This window comes from Microcoleus sp. M2_D5 (genome assembly GCF_036701935.1).
GTDB lineage: Bacteria > Cyanobacteriota > Cyanobacteriia > Cyanobacteriales > Microcoleaceae > Microcoleus.
In genome coordinates this window covers 47,252-67,687 of record NZ_JAUBRP010000007.1, presented here as the reverse complement: position 1 = coordinate 67,687, position 20,436 = coordinate 47,252, and the positions used below count along the sequence as shown (strand labels likewise).

Here is a 20,436-nt window from a genome sequence, read left to right as displayed (position 1 = left end):
TATAAAAAAGGCTTGGGTATTGAATTTTATGCTGATTTTAATTTAAGCTTCAATAGATAGTGTTAGTTTAGCCGATACCGAAATGGAAACGGTAGAGGTTGCAGATTTTTTTATTCTTAACCGCAGATGAACGCAGATAAACGCGGATGTAATAATGACTGATGAATTGGATTCTGATTTTATGCGATCGACAACGGATATCGATCGCCCTGGCAACATTTCCTCTGGGTTAGACTCTGCCGCCGTTTTGCGAGAACAAGCTTGCCTGAAAATTCGCGAAAGCTTGCGTGCGGGGCAGCAGGACATGGCGGATTGGCAAGGCGGGCCCCTTGCTGTTTCGGCGGTTCCAGGGGCCGGGAAGTCTACGGGAATGGCTGCTGCGTCGGCAATTGCGATCGCCCGCAACGGGCTTCACAGCCGCCGCCAGTTAATTGTCGTCACATTTACGCGATCGGCTGCTGCTAATATTAAAACTAAAATTCGGGAAAGATTGGCCCAATTGTCTTTATCTCAAGGCGGTTTTGCCGTGCACACTTTGCACGGTTTAGCTTTGAATATTGCGATGCGCCATCCTGATTTGTCAGGTTTAAATTTAGAAAATTCAACCTTAGTTACTCCCACTCAAAGTCACCGATTAATTCGTACCTGTGTAGAACTTTGGATTGCTGAAAATCCCCGCAGATATCAAGTTTTGTTGGAAGGACAGCAATTCGATGGAGAGGAAACGGAGAGGCTGCGGCGACAATCGGTTTTGCGGACGGAAATTTTGCCGCAGGTAGCTAAAACTGTGATTCACGAGGCGAAATCTTCTGGTTTGTTTCCCGAACAGTTGTTAGAAATGAATGCTCTTGATACTGGGGACGGTTATGAGATTTTAGCTGTAGCTGGGGGTTTATATCAAAAATATCAGGCTTTGTTGAGGAGTCGGGAATTTATAGATTACGACGAGATGATTTTAGCAGCTTTGCGGGTGTTGGAAAATCCGAGGGCGAGGGCGATCGAGCAAAAGCAAGTATTTGCCGTTTTTGAGGACGAAGCCCAAGATTCTACACCTTTGCAAACTCGGCTTTTGAAAACATTGGCGAGCGATCCAGAGCCTGCTAAATCACCTCCCAATTTTATCAGAGTTGGCGACCCAAATCAAGCGATTAATTCTACTTTCACTCCCGCCGACCCGATTTATTTTAACGAATTTTGTGATGAGTGCGAAGTAGAGAATAAGTTAGCGACAATGGACGGTGCCGGTCGCAGCACCCAAGTAATTATCGAGGCCGCTAACTTTATGTTGCAATGGGTAAATGGTTCGGAATTAGCGAAAAATGAAAAGCCTTTTCGCGACCAAACTATTAAGCCAGTACCCAGCGATGACCCGCAGCAAAATGCAAATCCGGCTCCGATTGGTCGAGGCTTAGAATTGCATACTCCCCGCGATATTTACCATACAGTTGAGTTAATTGGCAAGCGGGTAATTGAGTTAGTTGAGGAATTTTTACCAGCCGATTTTGAATTTACAAAAACTGAAAAAGCTATCGATTCAGGCGAAGAAGCTACCGATGGAGAAAATAGTGCAAAATTGCCGTTAGAAAATCTGAAATCGATGGCTATTTTGGTGCGGGAAAACAAACAAGGTAAGTTTATCAAAGAAGTGCTGGAAAATCCTCAAAAACACGGATTAAGCTTTGATTTGCGGAAATACGGGATTAAAATTGAGGATGTGGGAGAACGCGACAGACATTCTCAAGTACCTTGGGAAATCTTAACACTGCTGCAATTTCTCGATCGCCCGCACTCTCCAGACTACCTGAAAGCAGCCTTAAAGATTTTGAGCGATCGGCAACTGATCCCCAAACAAGACTACAATGCTTTTGCTACCAGCCCCGAACAATTCCTTTACCCAGGCCCGCTAGACCCGCAGCAGTCAGACCCCGTTCGCAAATGCCGCTATTTTTGCTGCGGTTTGCTGCAAGCTAGCTTAGAACTGCCGCCCTACCAAATCATTTCCTTCTTAGCCTTAGCGCTGCAATACGACCAAACAGAATTAGCCACCGCCGACAAATTAGCAGAACGAGTAGCAATCCAAACAGCCGGTAACAATTCAATGCGGAATATTTTGGGCGTACTTAGCGAAATTGTCAGTTCCGAAAGATTTGAACCTGTGGATGCAGACGACAAAATAGAAGAACGCTATACCAGCAAAGGTCAACTCACAATTATTACCATGCACAAAGCTAAAGGATTGGATTGGGATTGCGTATTTTTGCCGTTTCTGCACGAACAAACCATCCCCGGAAATTTGCGAGTTTTGCCGCAAACCCGATTTTTAGGAGATTTCACATTAGCCGAGGTAGCGAGAGCACAAATTAGAGCAAGTTTGCACGGAAAATATCCTTTACCAAATCTAGGCGAAGCCTGGGAACAAGCAGGTTATTTGAAAACAGCAGAAGAGTTTCGACTGCTGTATGTGGCGATGACGCGAGCAAAAAGTTTGTTGTGGATGGCGGCGGAGAAAAAAGGGCCTTTTACTTGGAACAAACCGGAGAATTTGCAGGAGCAAAAACCTTGTCCGGTAATGCCTGTTTTGAAGCAGAGATTTCCGAATAATGCTATATAAAAGAAGTAAGAATTATATCATCTCCGGTCGATTACCCCAAATCAGGTAGGGGCGGGTAAACCTGCCAATATCTGCCAATAATTAACAATCTCAAAAACCCGCCCTGCCGGGATATTACGGTCAATCTATCGGACATGATATTAAGCTGATGTGCATCAGCTTATCACAAGTTATCTGGCGTTAGAAAATCCCTATCTTTGTCGCATAATCAACTTAATTCGATTGTTAATTGTTCATTTACAGCATATTCCATGTAGAAGTGGTACACACAATCTTCTAGCCCGTGTAAGGTGCGTCGCCACCCGTCAATCTGTAAGTTTTATCGACCAATATTTCGCAGCGACGCACCCTACAGATTAACACTGTTCACGGCGTCAACCGTCAACCGTCAAAAGTCAACATCATTCCGGTGTTACCGGAAATAATATTAAATGCGGATTAGCTTATTTGCAGGGGAAGTTCAGGTTAAAACTTTACCCCAGCGCAGCGTTACGAAGAACAAAGCAATTTCAAAACTCAAAAATTTTTGTCAATTTCCCTTTACCACTTTCCTGACATCGCGTCTTTCAATCTCAATTCTTCTCGACTAACTAGAGCTTCGTAGTAATCTGGTTTGATTTCGAGGGCGACTCCGTAAGAGCTAATGGCATCTTGAGTTCGCTGCATTTTTTGCAAAACGTCGCCCCGCTGCGCCCAAGCTTCCCAGTTGTCTGGCTTGAGTTGAATCACTTGGTCAAAAGCGACGAGTGCTTGGGAATAGTTCTGCATTTCCCCTAGGATCAGACCTCGCTGCACCCAGCCTTGATAGTTATCCGGCCAGATAGTAATTGCTCGATCGTATGATGTTAGAGCTGCTTCGTACTGCTGCAATTTGGACAAAGAGTTGCCGCGTTGCAACCAAGCTTCAAAATTGTCCGGCACGATTTTAATTACGCGATTGTAAGCGGCGACGGCTTCTTCGTAACGCTGCAATTTTTCCAGCGCTGCGCCTTGCTGCAACCCTACTTTTGATGTAATTTCTGCTTCTGAAGTCAGAGAGATTACTTTATCAAAACAGGCGATCGCTTCTTCGTATTGCTGCAATTTTTCCAAAGCTTCGCCTCGCAAGTTCCAAGCTTCTAGAAAGTTACCTTCAATTTGTAGGGCATTACTGTAAGCGATAATTGCCTCTTTGTAGCGTTCCAATCCTGCCAGGGCGATGCCTCTACCCAGCCAAGCTTCGGGAAAATTCGGATTAATTTGAACGGCTTTGTCAAAAGCTGCGATCGCCCCTTCAAAATCTCTTGATTCTGACAGTGTTTGACCCCGCCCGATCCATGCTTCGGGATACAAAGAATTAATTTGAATTGCCCGATCGAAACAAGCAATTGCCGCGTCGGCCCACTGGTGTTTGAGAGCCATTCCTTTATAAAACCAAGCTTCGCAGTCGTTGGGCTGCATTTGCAGTACGCGATCGTAAGCTGTCACGGCTTCTGCATATTTGTGCAATTTTGCTGAAGCAATGCCCCGATTGAACCAAGCCAGACTATTTTGCGGTTGCAGTTGAATGGCGCGATCGTAAGAAGTTACCGCTTCAGCGTAGCGTTCGGCTTTCATCAAAGCCAAACCTCGGTTCAGCCAAGCTTCCCAATTAGTCGGGACGAGTTTCAGGGCGCGCTCGAAAGCGGCCACCGCTTCAGGATAGCGCTCAGCTTGCAGCAACACGTTGCCTTGCCGATACCACATGGCGGGCAAATTCGGATGAAGTTGGGTGGCTTTTTTGTAACAGGTTGCGGCTGCATCCCACTGCTGCAATTCCTCTAAAACTCTGCCCCGCTGATACCAAGCTTCGTGCTTTTCTGAATTGATTTGAATTGCGGTGTCGAAAGCCGCGATCGCTTCTGAGTGATTTTGCAAACTCAACAGCCCTGTCCCGCGCAGCATCCAAGCCCAGTATTCTTCGGGATTAATTGCTGTAGCTCGATCGGCGCAGGCTACGGTTTCTGCGTAGGAATGCAGTTGCTTGTAAGCTTTGCCCAGATTCAGCCACGCCCTGGCCCAGTCCGGCTTGATTTGAACCGCTTTTCCGTAGCAAAGGACTGCCGCTTCGTACCTTCCTGCGGCGTACAATCTATTGCCCCGATCGTAATCTGGAAATGCTGCAAAAATTCTTAAAATCGGCGGCAGCAGAGCTGGTTGGGGGTTTGAGGAGTTTTCAGGAGCCGAAGTCGAGAGGTCTGGCATACGCCTTTCACATAAAAAATTTAGTGGGATAACAAGCTTGCGGTCTTATATATTAACTTATGCTTTTCTTAATCTCGCTGCTGTTTGAAAACAAATTTAGCATATCAGGCTGGGTGCAACCAATCATTTTTACTTAATTATAGTCGGTATAAAATTATGCACCCTTCCCACTTTCGGTACATCCCTGTAAGATACGGTCAGTCTATTTTAGATTTTAGATTTTAGATTTTAGATTGACAATTCCCGCATCTAGGATACCCGCCACGCGATTCATCCGTCCAGAAATAAAAAACCTGTATCCGATGAAACTTGCCGAACGTATTTATCTCGCGCAAGTCAATGCTTCAATTCTAAAATCTAAAATCTAAAATCTAAAATCTAAAGTCGATTGACCGAAAGCATCCAGGATACAAGCAGATATGTCCTAATTCAGATTTCAAATCAAATTTAATATGTTAGAATTTAACGCGCTTTTAGATGTCACGGACTGCGATCGGGAGTCGATCGACTTGCGCCCGAATTATTGGTACGAAGGCCGTTGTCCTCAAAGCGGCGAGATCCTGAGACTGCCCCGCACTCGAATGTCCGAGGATCTCGCGCGGGGTTTGATGCAGTACCTGGCTGCTGATGATTCCTACGATCGCGAAGGCAAGATGTACGGCATATTACTGGTGGAGATGCCTTCGGGGGAACAGGGGATACTCAAAGCATTTTCCGGGCTGCTGAAGGGTTGCAGCATTGTTGAAGGCTGGGTGCCACCGATTCCGGGACGCGATCGAGTTGCTTTCGATGAAGCCCGCACCTTAACTCAATTGGAGGCGATGAAACAGGAACTTATTGCATTGAATCAACTCCCGCAGCGACAAGAGTATGAAGCCTTATTTCGGGAGTTTGAAGTGCAAATGCAAGTTGTGAGCGATCGGCATCGCAATTGCAAGCAGCAGCGAGACGAAAAACGCCAGTTAATGTGTCAAACTATCGCAGGAGAAACACTAGAAATTGCCCTGGAAAAACTGAATCAAGAAAGCCGTTTGGAGAAAATTGAACGCAGGCAATTGAAACGACAGCGGGATGAAACATTGCAGCCGCTAAAACAATTAATTGAAGCTGCTGATCGGCGGATGCGGGCGCTGAAACAGCAGCGAAAAGAACTTTCCCGCGAACTTCAGACTCAAATGCACGCGGCTTATACTCTGATGAATTTTTTGGGAAAATCGCGATCTATCTCTTCTTTGATGCCAACTAATTCTATTCCCACTGGCACCGGCGACTGTTGCGCGCCAAAATTGCTTCACTACGCGGCAGTAAACAATCTGAAACCGCTGGCAATGGCTGAGTTTTGGTGGGGGCCGCCATCGGGCGATAAGATACAGGGAGAATTTTATGGCGCTTGTGGCGATCGGTGTCAGCCGTTGATGGGTTTTTTGCTGTCAGGATTGGCTCAAAACCCGATTGTTTCTACTAATATGGATGAGGGTTTGACGATCGGGCTAGAAGCCCAACCCCTACTCTCCACAAATCATCCTATTGCTTGTGGAACGGGCATCTTGCCCGTTGCAAAGGGCCCGCTAGATGCCCAACCCCTACTCCCCACAAATCATCCTATTGCTTGTGGAACGGGCATCTTGCCCGTTGCAAAGGGCCCGCTAGATGCCCAACCCCTACTCCCCACAAATCATCCTATTGCTTGTGGAACGGGCATCTTGCCCGTTACCCAAATGCTACCGATTATCTATGAAGACAAATGGATGATTGCAGTCAACAAACCTTCGGGGTTGCTGTCAGTCCCAGGTCGTTATCTGGAAAATCAAGATAGTGTTTTCAGTCGTTTGCGTAACTTGTTGGCTGATAGTTTGAATTTGACAGTCGTGCATCGTTTAGATTGGGAAACATCTGGGATTTTGCTATTGGCGCGGGACAAAGAAACTAGCAGTCAACTCAGGCAGCAATTTGCCAAAAAGCAGGTTCACAAAGTTTATGAAGCGGTGCTTTCTGGTACTGTAAAAATAGATGCGGGGACGATCGAACTTCCACTTTGGGGCGATCCAGAAAATCGCCCTTACCAGCAAGTCAATTGGGAGTGCGGAAAGCCCAGTGTTACTCGCTTTCAGGTAATAGCGAGGGAGGGAAATTGCGATCGCGTCGAGTTTTTGCCGCTGACGGGACGCACGCATCAATTGAGGGTTCATGCAGCGGACGTTCGAGGGTTGGGGATACCGATTTTGGGCGATCGACTTTACGGATGTCGGGCTGCTGCGAATCGCCTACACTTGCACGCGCGGGAACTTTCGTTTGAGCATCCGCAGTTGGGAGAAAGGCTATACATACAGGCAGAAACACCTTTTTAACTCTCTTTTGTCACTTCGGGCGAGAGTATAGCGGTAGGGTGCGTCGCTCATTGATAGTGGTAAATAATCAGAATTCTGGCGGCGACGCACCCTACTTTAATTAGAATAGGAGTAGGATAATAATTTCTACCGAAAGTGACTCAAGAGGGTTAAGCTAAGGGCGATCGGGCAACGATCGATATCTGTAGAATAACAAGTAATCTCCTTTCCGGTTATACCGTCAACAGTGAACTCGAATTTACTATTCCGATGCTAAGGGATGAGAACTAAATAAAATCCACTTTTCATGACTGTTGTGGGATGGGCGTCCCGCCCGTCCTTTCTGGGCCCGACGCCCATCCCACAAGAAAAAAGGGAAATTATTTAATTGACGATCCTAACGGATTTGATATAATTGCTTCAGCATCAAAAGTTTTAGTAGAAACCGGTGCTGACAGTAAGTCATAGTTTTATTGATTTAATCCTAAACGACGCTGAAATATTACAGCTTTATCGCTATCGATAGCGCTAAGCTGTGGAGCATTTAAACGACTAACGAACCAGGTAAGGTGCGCCATTCGCGAACCCTTACGGTTACAAGGGAAACGCTTATGTACGCTCCGCACCCTACAATCGTCCTTTAAATGTCGAACAGCTTATCTAAATTAAGAGGATACTCTGTTAATTTTCGATGAGCGATAACGAGATGGCTGACAATTTTTTTCAGATTCATGTTTGTTTACCTAGCAGTAATTTTAGCACGCAACATATTAGAGATATGCTTTGGGAACCAGATCGACTTTCAATTTTAGCTCTAACGTAGAATAACTAATAACTAATCACCCACAACTACCACTGCGGATCGGAAGCCATCAAAGCAGTCGCAGCCTCGCTGGGTAACGGCTTAGAAAAAAAATAACCCTGACCGTATTCGCAGCCGATCGACCTCAACCTAGTTAATTGTGCCGCCGTCTCCACACCCTCAGCAATCACATCCATACCCAAAGCGTGAGCCAGCGCTACAATCGTCCGCACGATCGCCACATTCTCCCCCTCGCTTTCGATCTCCATTCGCCCCACAAACGACTTATCAACCTTCAAAGTATCCGTAGGAAACCGACTCAAATAACTCAACGACGAATAACCAGTACCAAAATCATCAATTCCCAACTTGACATTTAACGCTTTCATCTGCTTCAAAACCGCGATCGCCGACTCCACATCCTCCATCACCACACTCTCAGTAATCTCCAACTTCAAACTCTCGGCACTCAAACCCGTTGTTTCCAAAATCACCTTCAGGCGATCGACCAAATCTGGCTGAGCAAACTGCTTCCCAGATAAATTTACACTCATAATCAAAGCTCGATCGAAACCAAACATTTCCTCCCACAGCCGCAACTGCCGGCAAGCCTCCTCCAACACCCACTCACCCAGCGGCACAATTGCCCCCGTTTCCTCAGCCACCGGAATAAACTTGATCGGCCCAATCAAACCCCGCAGCGGGTGTTGCCAGCGTACCAAAGCCTCAAACCCAATAATCCTCCCGCTTGCCAAAGAGACAAAAGGCTGGTAGTGCAGCAAAAATTCCCGACGCTTGAGGGCAATCCGCAAATCCGTCTCCAACTGCAACCTCTCCACCGCCAAAGCGTGCATCGAAGCATTAAACACCTGATACCTTCCCGTTCCCAAAGCCTTCGCCCGGTACATCGCCGTGTGGGCATCCCGCAGCAAGTGTTCCGGCTGTTCGCTGACAGTAGCAGCGGGTTCCCCCCCCAGGGCAATCCCGATGCTTGCAGTCACAAACACCTCCTGCCCCTTCAACTCAAAAGGCACAATTAAAGCTTTGTGAATTCGATCTGCCAAATCCACAGCACTGTCAACATCAATATTCCTCACCAAAATCGCAAAATCATCGCCTCCCACCCGCGCCACAGTATCCGCGCGACCAATACTTGCCCTCAACCGCAGCACCACCGCTATCAGCAGTTCATCCCCCACCAAATGACCCAAAGAATCATTAATCACCTTAAACCTGTCTAAATCGAGAAAAAGCACAGCAAACAGATGGCTGCGGCGGCCCCTAGTATTGGCGATCGCCCGCCCCAGGCAATCCACGAACAAATCCCGGTTGGGCAAACCCGTTAGAGAATCGTGAAAAGCATCGTAAAGCTTCCTGTAAGCACTGACACCCACACCAGTCACCACCAAACCCAAAGCCGGCGACACTAACGGTATCCAACCACCCAGGGTAAAAATTCCATAACTAATCCCCAACAAAGCCATCAATCCCACACCCCCAGCCAATCCCGCCCTCGCAGGATGCTGAATCCGCCAAGCCAAAACCCCGCCAACCATCGCCCAAGCACCGTTCCACAAAATTTCCGCCCATTCCGGCCACACCCAAAACAGCGATCGTCCATCCAAAACCGCACTCAATATTTGGCTGAGCATTTGCGCGTGCAGCAGCACCCCCGGCATTTTCGGACTTTGCTTCTGGGCGGGACTGTAAGGCGTCAAAAACAAATCTCTGGTACTCGGTGCCGTCGTCCCGATCAGCACAATCTTGTCCTTAACCCAGCTTGGTTCAATTTCTCCCTTCAATACCTGCCTGATACTGACTTGTCGCGCCACCTCCTTACCAGAACGGTATTTGATCAGAATTTGGTAGCCTGTGGTGTCAATATTTGCATAGCCGCCGCTGTCAGAAGTTAATGGCACAAATTCTGCCTTTCCCCAGTTGATTTGATAGGGATGAACAGGGCTATTTTCCGGCTGCACTCTGTCTTTGAGATACAACAAAGCCACTTGCACAGAAAACGAGAAAGCAGTATTCTTTTCTGGTTGCGAGACAGAGAGCAAATTGCGGCGTACCACTCCATCAGGGTCGAGCACCAAGTCGTTAAAACCAACTCGATCGGGCGGTATCCCCGGAGGCGCAGGCACTCCCGGACTTTCTGAATCGCTCAATTGGTCGATCGCCACCACATTCGGTGCTTTCAGCGCCGCCAGCAATTCTTGGTGTCCCGGCGCTTGAGGCAAATCCCGGTACAAATCCAAACCGATGACTTTTGGCTGATACTTTTGCAGTTTTGTCAAGGTTTGAGCGATCGCACCGTCGGAAATCGGAAATCTCCCCAAAGCTTGAATATCGGCCTCAGAAATGGCCACTACCAGCAGTCGCGGATCGGGGCCGGAATCTGGCTGGAAGCGCACTAACGAGTCAAAACTCGCCAATTCCAAGCTTTGCAGGCCTCCCAACTGCCGAACTCCCATATTCAGCAGCGTTACAGTCGCGCCCGCAAGCATTGCAGGCAAAATCCTCACCCGTCGGTTTTGAGAACTCAGGTTGAGGCCAGTTGCCACAGACATGACATATCGAAGATTTCGAGAGAATTTGGCAGTCACAGAAAAAATATGTCGGTGCAAATTAGCTTTGCACAAGTCTGTTCTTACAGAATTGAGCTTAATATGAGATTGAATGTAATTTTTTCAGAACTTGTGCCGCAACCGAGTTTCTTTAAGCTAATTACTCGATGCAGGCAAAGTATTTCTCGAATGGGAACCTGGTTTTTGAAGATTTGCCGACAAATCCTGTCTTTCATTCCTTGTTTCCCCAAATTCGCACAAGCGTTAAAATTTAGTCGATCGAACTTTCAGGATATTTTTGAGATTATGGCGAATCAACTTCCGATTCCGGTGATTGTTAACGGTGCTGCAGGCAAAATGGGCCGCGAAGTAATTAAGGCGATCGCCCATGCTAGTGACATGACCTTATTTGGGGCTGTAGACCGCTCTCCTGAGTGCCTCCACGCCGATGCCGGCGAATTAGCCGGATGCGGCCCGTTAGAAGTTCCCGTGACTGACGACTTGCAAGGAATGCTGGTATTAGCAGCTCAGGAAAAGCAGTTAGGGGTGATGGTAGATTTTACGCACCCTTCGTCAGTTTATGAAAACGTGCGATCGGCCATAGCTTACGGCATTCGCCCGGTAGTCGGCACTACTGGCTTGAGCAGCGAGCAAATTCAAAAATTAGCTGAATTTGCCGATAAAGCTAGCATCGGCTGTTTGATCGTACCCAATTTCTCGATCGGCATGGTTTTGCTCCAACAAGCCGCCGTCACGGCATCTCAGTATTTTGAACACGTAGAAATTATCGAGCTCCACCACAATCAAAAAGCCGACGCCCCCAGCGGTACGGCAATTCAAACTGCCCAAATGTTAGCAGAAATGGGAAAAACGTTCAATCCTCCCGAAGTAGAGGAAACCGAAAAATTAGCCGGAGCTCGAGGTTCACTGGCGGATGAAGGGATTCGCATTCACAGCATCCGTTTACCCGGTTTAATTGCCCACCAAGAGGTAATTTTTGGCGGCGCAGGTCAAGTTTATACTTTACGACACGATACGAGCGATCGAGCTTGTTATATGCCAGGAGTCTTGCTGTCTGTACGCAAAGTCATTGAATTGCGATCGCTCGTTTACGGCCTGGAAAAAATCTTGTAGTCATCAATCATTAGTCATCAGTCATTGGTAATGTGGAATTAATCTGACTTCTAATATTATGTCCGGTCGATTACCCCTAATACGCTAGGGGCGGGTTCACGAAAAATATCAGCCAACAATCTCCAATCTCAAAAACCCGCCCTTTTAATCGCGGTTACTCGATCGCACATGATATAACTTCTGATTTGTGACTTAAACATCAATCAGTTAAATCTGTTAAATGCCTTAATATAATCAGCTTCCGAACAGACAGCCGTTTCATCCCGTACATTGCTCGTTGCCAAACTTCCTATGCTAATTCCCTTAACCCGCGAAACCTTTCAAGAACTAATTCCCGCCGTCGCCACGGGAGCGCAATACAAATATATCTGGGGAAAACCGCCCGATTTTTTGAGGCGAATGTTAATCTCTGCAGTCAGCGTAGTTTTCCTCCTGGTAGTCTACAACTTCGCCGGTTCCGATGTCGCGCCGCTAGTTTTAATCACCGGATTGATAGCTGGTTTGTACTGGCTGTGGGGGCCTATTCTGTGGGCGAGTTTGCGGAATGCAGAATGTCGCAAATATCAATACTGCGGTTTTTGGCAAGGACGAGTTTTGGATATATATATTACAGATGAAGTCACAAGTCAAGAAGAAACAGTCAATCAAAAAGGACAACTCGTAATAGTTGACAACCTAGAACCGCGCATCAACTTAGAAGTTGGTGACAAAACCGGATTTACTACTACACTTCGAGCTCCATTGCGGAAAGATCACCAAGGAATTGTCCCCGGTCAAGCTGCTTTAATGTTAATTATGTCAAATCAAGAAGATTTAGGCAGAATTGCCAAAGTTTCAGATATTTATATTCCCAGCCGTGACGTGTGGGTGAGCGACTATCCTTATTTACGCAGAGATTTGTTTGTCGAAATGAGCCAGCAGATTAAAAAAGGCAGGAAAAAAGACCGCGATCGCACTAATCAAAGCAGAGAGGTAAAAAGGCGATCGCCCGCTGATTATTAATCTGGGACTTATGCACGGGTGCGTGGGCAGAAACCGGGTTTTGGGGAGATACTTGGTTGTAGTCGCAAATTCAGGTGAAAAACCCGGTTTCTCGGAACTCATATCAATTCCGTTATTATAGGAATGACAAGCGAGGAGACGGCAGTGCCGTTTCCCTACCGAAAATAATATAGTAGGGAAACGGCACTGCCGTCTCCTAAATTTTGGCTAATAATTCCGATGCAACCGGAAACGATCTCACAGATAGAATGACTACTGACTACTGACTACTGACTAATGACTGCTGACTTCTGGCTCAACTGTTCCCCTCTTGGCCGTAAGCTTGCCAAGCCAAATCCACCAGCCCGTTAACAATAGCCACAGCCACCACCGCAGATCCCTTGCGGCCCTCAATCCGAATGTGAGGAATCATCGAATCGTGCAGCCGCGACTTAGCCACGTCCACCCCCACAAACCCAGAAGGCGTCCCAATTACCAAAGCCGGCCGAATTTCCTCAGATTCAATCAAATCTACGATCGCCGACAAAGCAGTTTGAGCCTGGCCCACCACAAAAATCCCTTCAGGATAGCGTCTTGCCAAAGTTTCAATCCCCCAAGCCGCCCGCGTCCTTTCCCTTTGGGGGCGCGTCAAAGCCTCCATCGAACAGTAAACCGGATTCGCAAAGGTACTTTGGATCAAGGGCGTAATGCCCACCTGCACCATCGGCACATCTACCACGATCGTAGTCCGAGCAGCCAAAGCGGCCGCCCCAGCCTGCAAAGCCTGATCGGAAAAACTAATTAAAGACTTGTACTCAAAATCAGCAGTAGCATAAATCACGCGGCGGACTATTTCGTACTCCGCCGCTGAAAAACCGTGGTCGCCAATTTCGTTATCGATTAATCCCAGACTCTGGGCATCGCTTACGTGCCATTCCATTTGTTGGATAGCTGTTGCCTGTGAGTTGTCAGGTATCAGCTTACCAGCTTTTAGTCATTAGTTGATTGTTGATTGTTGACTGTTGACTGCCAACTGACAACTAAGGATCGTCAATTAAATAATTTCCCTTTTTTCTTGTGGGACGGGCGGGACGCCCGCCCAGAAAGGACGGGCGGGACGCCCATCCCACAACAAACATGAAAAGTGGATTTTATTTAATTCTCATTCCTAAGTTTCCGACGAAGAAGATTTGCCCAACACCGGAGTCAGGAATGCCACCAAAACTCCGATCGCAAAACCGGACACATTCCGAACCACAGGCAACCAGTCAGAAGTCCGAGTCACCACGGGCCCCAGTCCGAAAGCAAAAAACAGAATGCCCCACAGCGGCGAAAAAATCAGCGCCCACTGCCAAGCCACAACCTGTCCCGGCTTCCGAGGCTGAGCCGCAAACCCGCAGATGACGCCGCCAACCACCGACGTAATTAAGGTTAGAACCCACTGTTCCCTCGGCAAACCGGGAACCACGCGGCATCCGCCCTGACGCAAACAGCCTTCTATGGACTCCAAAGATTCAATAATCGCTCGATCTTCCCCATTGTCCCGCACAAAAAATTGATTGCCGTAGCGGGTTTGCAGTTCCACCCAAAAAGTGCGCGGCAGCAGCGGATACAGCGAGTCGCCCACATTAAAATTGAGCAAATTGCCCCCTCGCGGGTCAGCAACTAATAACACACTCTTGTCATCTAGCCCCCAATAGCTTTTGACAGCCAAACCGGGGGTGCGATCGTACTGAGTCAGCACTCGCAGTTTCCAGCCGGTTTCGGCTTCAAATGCCTTTAAATTTTTTGCCAAACTTTGTTCTTCAATATCCGTGAGGGCTTTAGCTAAATCAATGATCGGCGTCTGAGTTGAGGGCAACAAATCGGGATTGTTGAAAGCGTGGGCCGCAGGTGCGATCGTCCACACCGACAAAGCCAGAAAAAATGCGGCAACAGAGGCTAGAAATTTTCGCGGGAAAAGCTGTGACATAGGAAATTCTAATCGGGGTCTTAATTGTGAATGCTAGCTGGCGGTCTTAACCAGAGGATAAGAGAAAACTCATATTTCTTTACAATTATTTACTTTACAGGAAGCCGAGAGCAAGGGGAAGGAAAAAATAGTTTTTGAGAAAGGGGGAGGGGGAGAAGGGGGGAGGGAGAGAGGGGGAAGGGGGGAGAAATTAGCGATCGAGCTCCTCAAGCGGGTGAGTAAAATCGAAAATCCACTCAATTCCCCAATCGAAAATCTAAAATCTAAAATCGAAAATCCACTCAATTCCCCAATCGAAAATCTAAAATCTAAAATCTAAAATCGATTTGGTTTTGTCCCAACCCCCTCACAGAGACGCCGATCGCGATCGCTCACATTAGGATTAGTTCTCAGATAATCCCCCACCCAGTCACAGCCCCTCACCAGCAAATCGTCAAGATCCAAATTCCACAAAATCACCCGATTATCCCGGCCAGCAGAAGCCAGAACCTTCCCATCCGGGCTAAAACTCACACTCATCACGCTATCTTTGTGACCCGTCAAAGTTTTCAGCAAAGTCCCGCTGCGGCTCCAAAGCTTCACCTTATGATCGTAACTGCCCGAAGCAACCAACAAACCATCGGGGCTAAAAGCAACGCTAGTCACGCTGTCGCTAGAACCCTTCAGCAGCGTCGCCACCAAAGTCCCGTCCACCTTCCACAATTTCACCGAATTGTCGTAACCCGCCGAAGCCAGCATTTTGCCGTCAGGGCTAAAAGCAACCCCCAACACAAAACTGTTGTGAGCCCCTTCAAAAGTTCTCAGCAAACGACCGTCCCGATTCCAGAGTTTTACAGTACCGTCATCGCTTGCAGAAGCCAGCATTTCTCCGTCGGGACTGAAAGTCACCCCAGTCACCCAGCCTGTGTGCCCCGTCAAAGTCTTAATCAGCCTGCCGTTTCTAGTCCAGAGTTTCACACTCTTATCCTTGCTAGCCGTTGCCAGAATCTCGCTGTCGGGGCTAAAACTCACGCTCATCACGCTGTCGGCGTGGCCGTCGAGAGTCAACAGCACAGAAGGCGAACACGGGAATAGGGGAGCCGAAGGACAAGGGAGAATATTATTCATGCCATCTTCTGTCAAACTCCAGACTTTCACCGTTTTGTCGTAACTCCCAGAAGCAAGTAGCTGGCCGTCGGGGCTGAAACTGACGCTGGCGACTCTCTGAGTGTGTCCTTCCAAGGTTTCCAGCAAAACCCCCGTGCGGCTCCAGAGTTTGATAGTGTTGTCCGTAGAAGCAGAAGCCAGCCTTTGGCCGTTGGGGCTAAAAGTCACGCCTTGCACCCGGTTTTGGTGTCCGTCGAGGGTTTTGAGCGGCACGTCGTCGAGTCGCCACAGCCGGATAGTTTTGTCAAAACTTGCCGAAGCCAAGGTTTTGCCTTCCGGGCTAAAACTCACCTGAGTAACTCGATCGGCGTGTCCCTCAAAAGTTCTCAGCAAGCGACTCTCTGGTTTAATGTTGCTAGCATCGGTTGGGCGTTTGTCGCCAACACCAGCAAGACTCCAGAGTTTGACAGTCCCGTCTGCACCTCCAGAAGCAAGTGTTTGACCGTCGGGGGAGAAACTGACACCAAATACCCACTTGGTGTGTCCCCGCAAAGTTGTTAACAGTTCACCTTTTTTTGCTGGTGTTGAATTTTCTGTTGGTGGGTGTTTGAGTGCAGCGATGCTCCAGATTTTCACCGTTTTATCTTCACCCGCACTGGCGATCGTTTCACCATCGGGGGAGAAACTGACGGTGTAAATTTTCGAGGGTTGTCTGTTTTCGCTGTGCCATAAATTAGCGATTAACTTACCGTCAGAACTCCACAGTTTCACACTACCGTCATCGCTCGCCACAGCGATTATTTTGCCGTCGCGGCTGAAGCTTAGCCAATTTACGGGAGCAAATTGTTCGATCGTTCGCAGCAGCGTGCCGTCGGTTTTCCAAAGTTTGATAGTTTTGTCTGTAGAGCCACTGGCGATCGTTTGACCGTCAGAACTAAAAGCCACGCTGGTAACGCTATTAGTATGTCCTTTGAAAGTTGCCAGCAAACTGCCGTCTGTTTGCCAAATTTTTACAGTTTTATCTAAACTTGCCGACGCTATGGTTTTGTTGTCGGGACTGAACGCGACACAGGAGACACTGTTAGTGTGGTCTTTGAAAGTTGCCAGCAAACTGCCGTCGCGCCGCCAAAGTTTGACGGTTTTATCTACACTGGAGGAAGCTATGGTTTCGCCGTCTGGACTGAAGCTAAGACCCCAAACTACATCGCCGTGTCCCTCCAAGCGGTTGCGTTCTTTGACTCCATAAACGGCCTGCTGGAGGGCTGCAGAAATCAAGATTTCGGTGTCTTTGAGAGTATACATTTGTTGGGAGTGTTCGATCTGTTTCCACTTTTTACCAGCTCTCAAACTTTCCATCATGGCGTCAAATTTGTTGTTTGAGAAATAAAGTGCTTCCGAAGCTGCTGTCAGGGTACTGATTTCGGCTCTCTGAGTTTGAGCGACAGCTAGCTGTTTTTGACCCACAGCCCGCCACCAAAAATTTACGGCTGCGATGGTGGAACTGGTGAGCAGCATGACCCCAATCACTGCTACTCCCAGCAGTTGTTTGAGAAAAGTATTGGCTCGGTAGAGCTGTGCTTGACTCATTTTTTTGTCTGCTTCTGCTTTGTGGAGTCTCGCTTCTAAGCCGAATCTTTGGCGAATCGGTCGCACTAAATAGTCGTGTACCAATTGATAGCGGTCTTCGGGCGCTTCCCGTAGCAAAAATAGCAAACCGTGACCAACCAAAATGTCTAAAATTAAGTCCAGGTTGTCGGTTTTCTTGGGTCGGCTTTCAGGGTATGCAGCGAACTGTCGCGGTAGGGAAATTCGGTTTCTGCCGATCGCCGATAATTCGGTTTCGCGGGCATCGGCTGGCTGCGTGCCTGTAACTAACGAGAGTTCGTGTTTGGTTTTTATCAGTCTAACGCCTCTTTCATCTGTCAGGGAAAACAAGATTTTCCAAGCTGCTTCTTCGTTAACGGGCCCGCAGTCAGAGATGACTCTTTCGAGCGATCGTTTCACTAATTCCGCTTTGGGATTGTCCCCCAATTGCTGGTATTGTGCTAGACTGATAATACCTTCTTCTTGCAGTTGCGCTCCTACTACCTGCAATTCGATCGGTCGCACTTCTTGCAGTTCGTCTGCTAAATCTTCTACGAAGGCATCGATCAGTGCAGGCTCTAAATAAAATTCCGCCCGTTCAGTTAAGTGTCCGATGACAGCCCGCGCGTCTTTGATAGAAAAACTCCGCAGTTGGTAGCGGATACTTTTGTCGAGAATATTATTGTTAATAGCGTCAAGATTTGGGAAGCGATCGCAATCTAGTAAGTAGTGCAAATAATCTTCGCGCAAGCACAGAATTATCTTGACATAAGGCAAGTTCAAAAACAAACGCAAAAAATTATAAAAAAGTTGTCTTTGTGCCACTGAGGTCGAAACAAAGAAAAACTCTTCAAATTGATCGAAAATCAGCACCGTTAACAAATTATTTGTGGCATTTTCGCGCAACTGTTCTATAATAAAAGAAGAGACTTCCGAGCTGCGAGCAGGAATAACCGAGCAACTTTTTTTATTGATTTCCTGTACTCCTTTCGAGATTAATTTCCTTTCCTCTTCGGCTTGTTTGTCGTACAGCGCGCTGTTCAAAGCATTTTCTAACTCCACCAGCCAGTCGGTGTAAACCTTGACTACTACGGGCAAGGTATCGCGCGCGCCCGGAGTAATATTTTTCAAAGCTGGTACTAAGCCGGCATTGACTAGAGAACTTTTCCCAACTCCGCTGGGCCCGTGAATAATAGTTAATTTATGATCGTCTCTGCTAATTCTTTCTAGCAAGCGATTGATATCTTTCTGGCGGGAGTAGGCTGTCATGGACGCTGCAATGGCAGCTTGGTTTTGAGCTGAAGGCCCCGAAGGATTGACGGCTTGGCGCTGCTGCTGTAATTGGCTGGCTCCGATAAAAGCTCTAAATCCGTATTGATATTCGATCGAACGTTGGGTTTTTTTTATCCGAAAAGCTTTGAGATACTCTCCCTGCTCGAAATAAACCGCTTGCAATTCCGTCAAAATATCGATGTAAAGTCGGGGGTCGTACTTCGGCTCGCTTTGAGATTGAGCCAACTCCAAAGAATGAACCGCCGCTTCCCACTGCCCTAACTGCCGCAAACTTCTGGCTAAAAGTAAAAGATACGAACTCCTGTCGGATTTGGGATGTTGGATTTTAGATTTGGGTTCGTTACTTAACTCGTTAGGGCCCACAAATTCTGGATAATTTCCCTCAAACCCCAATCTCAAATCTTCAATCAGCAATCTCAAATCATGAGGCGTTTGATCCAAAATCGCCAAAGCCAACTCGGCTAGCTGGCGGGCTTGACTCCACCTCGACTGTTGCAGGGCAACTTCAGCCAAAAAGCCGTAATCTTGAGCTAGTTGGCTGGGAGTACCGTAAGTGAAGTGCAACTGCAAAGAATTTTCCGCTAATGCTTGCAACTCTCCCCAAGCTTTCAGGCGCTGCAGCACTTCTCCGAGGTGTGCTGTCACCTCAGCTACCAATTCCGGGCGTGAGGCAAGGGAGAAAGCGTTTCTAGATTGTTCCAGGCTAATCCTAGCTTGTTCCCAGTGGTGGCGGTTGGCTACCGGGTTTCTGGCTGCTTGCAAGCGGTGACACAGGGCTATGTGAAACAGCACTATGCCTTCTCTCTCTAAAAATAAAATTTTGGGGACAGGATTTGACAAGGAGGAGAAGGTTTCTGGGTTTTCGGAATGTTCCAAGTTTTCCAGTTCCCAGCGGCCCGTTTTCTGCTGCCAAAAGACTAAACTTTCTTGGTAGTGAATTAAGGCAGTTTCGGTTTGGTCGCTGACATAGTAATCTCGACCGAGAACGAATTGCAGGCTGGCTTTGAGGGCGGGTTCTAATTCTTCACCGCGATTTTGTAAATCTCTTAAAGCTAATTCTAGTTCTCGGCGTGGCAAAGAGCCGATCGCCAAATCGAAGGTATTGCCGGGACTCAACGGCGAGTACGAGTGGACATCTGATTGTCGTCGGTTTTGGGGCCCTGAGTTAAAAGTTAGAAAGCGTTCTCCAGGGCTGATTTCGTGCTCCCGGCCGCGTTTTTCGCACGGGGTTTCGCAAGTTTCACAATTAGCGATCGTGCTGGCGTTGCTGCTGGCGAGTTCTTGATTGAGTTCGCCTATTTTAAATATAGTATCTGCCCGCCTAGCGAGGAAATTAATTAATTCGTCAACGCCCATTTCAAATTTTATTGTGGCGGCGGCCCAACTTTTGAAATCCGGGGCCAGACGAATCATTTTGGTTACGATGTCATCTGTTACCCACAAAATCACCGGGCAGGAAAAATTTTTGCGAAATTCGTCTCGCACTTGATTGGTAGAAGCCATCAGTTCGTCGATCGCTACTACTGTTTCTAAACCGAATACCATCAAAGCCGAGGCGACACCGACAGGCGAGTACCCCTCCTGGAAAGTGCTTGAGAGCAGAGTAGTGTAGAGGGTTTTGACTGAAGGTGGCAGGACGATATCTTGAATTGGAACTGGGGACACTTCTCGCAGCCGCTGCGCCCAGCCCTGCCGCAACTGCTCGTAGTTGCAGCGCACCAAAATTAGCGAGAATTGGTGTTGAGACATTGTGATTGACCTGACCAGAGTTTTGAGCGAGCGCTCGTTGTAGTTGGCAGTTTCTTGTACCTTAATTAGATCGGTCATGCGTGCACCTCTTTTGCATTAATCAATTA

9 protein-coding genes are annotated in these 20,436 nt (G+C 47.7%); 4 read left to right on the top strand and 5 right to left on the bottom strand.

The genetic code is table 11. The features are described 5' to 3' along the window. Positions 1 to 154 precede the first annotated feature (154 nt). On the top strand, positions 155 to 2,611 hold the full coding sequence (locus QUA50_RS05110; RefSeq protein ID WP_333266799.1) for an ATP-dependent helicase: 2,457 nt from the start codon (positions 155 to 157) through the stop codon (positions 2,609 to 2,611). 540 nt (positions 2,612 to 3,151) lie between these two features. Here the strand turns inward: QUA50_RS05110 and QUA50_RS05105 are convergent. Then, the gene (locus QUA50_RS05105; RefSeq protein WP_333266797.1) at positions 3,152 to 4,834 is read right to left on the bottom strand and encodes a tetratricopeptide repeat protein; all 1,683 of its coding nucleotides are present in this window, start codon (positions 4,832 to 4,834) and stop codon (positions 3,152 to 3,154) included. Between the two features lie 452 nt (positions 4,835 to 5,286). Here QUA50_RS05105 and QUA50_RS05100 point away from each other — a divergent pair, with 452 nt between their 5' ends. Next, positions 5,287 to 7,182 (top strand): pseudouridine synthase, encoded by a 1,896-nt coding sequence (locus tag QUA50_RS05100; protein ID WP_333266795.1) that lies wholly within the window; start codon positions 5,287 to 5,289, stop codon positions 7,180 to 7,182. Between the two features lie 828 nt (positions 7,183 to 8,010). Here QUA50_RS05100 and QUA50_RS05095 read toward each other — a convergent pair. Next, positions 8,011 to 10,533, bottom strand: a complete 2,523-nt coding sequence (locus QUA50_RS05095; RefSeq protein ID WP_333266793.1) for an EAL domain-containing protein — start codon at positions 10,531 to 10,533, stop codon at positions 8,011 to 8,013. 303 nt (positions 10,534 to 10,836) lie between these two features. On the opposite strand from QUA50_RS05095, the gene dapB reads away from it, so the two are divergent. Continuing rightward, positions 10,837 to 11,664: a 4-hydroxy-tetrahydrodipicolinate reductase gene (gene dapB, locus QUA50_RS05090; RefSeq protein WP_333266811.1), complete on the top strand. Its 828-nt coding sequence runs from the start codon at positions 10,837 to 10,839 to the stop codon at positions 11,662 to 11,664. Between the two features lie 291 nt (positions 11,665 to 11,955). Continuing rightward, on the top strand, positions 11,956 to 12,666 hold the full coding sequence (locus QUA50_RS05085) for a phosphate ABC transporter permease (RefSeq protein ID WP_333266792.1): 711 nt from the start codon (positions 11,956 to 11,958) through the stop codon (positions 12,664 to 12,666). Between the two features lie 295 nt (positions 12,667 to 12,961). On the opposite strand, the gene QUA50_RS05080 is transcribed toward QUA50_RS05085, so the two are convergent. The 3 genes from QUA50_RS05080 to QUA50_RS05070 all read right to left on the bottom strand — a co-directional run bounded on the left by QUA50_RS05080 (position 12,962) and on the right by QUA50_RS05070 (position 20,407). Next, on the bottom strand, positions 12,962 to 13,585 hold the full coding sequence (locus tag QUA50_RS05080; RefSeq protein WP_333058319.1) for a precorrin-8X methylmutase: 624 nt from the start codon (positions 13,583 to 13,585) through the stop codon (positions 12,962 to 12,964). 228 nt (positions 13,586 to 13,813) lie between these two features. Then, positions 13,814 to 14,617, bottom strand: a complete 804-nt coding sequence (locus QUA50_RS05075; RefSeq protein WP_333266790.1) for a TPM domain-containing protein — start codon at positions 14,615 to 14,617, stop codon at positions 13,814 to 13,816. Positions 14,618 to 14,932: 315 nt separating this feature from the next. Then, a complete protein-coding gene (locus QUA50_RS05070) occupies positions 14,933 to 20,407 on the bottom strand; it encodes a WD40 domain-containing protein (RefSeq protein WP_333266788.1) in 5,475 nt (1,824 codons plus the stop codon). Between the last annotated feature and the right edge of the window lie 29 nt (positions 20,408 to 20,436).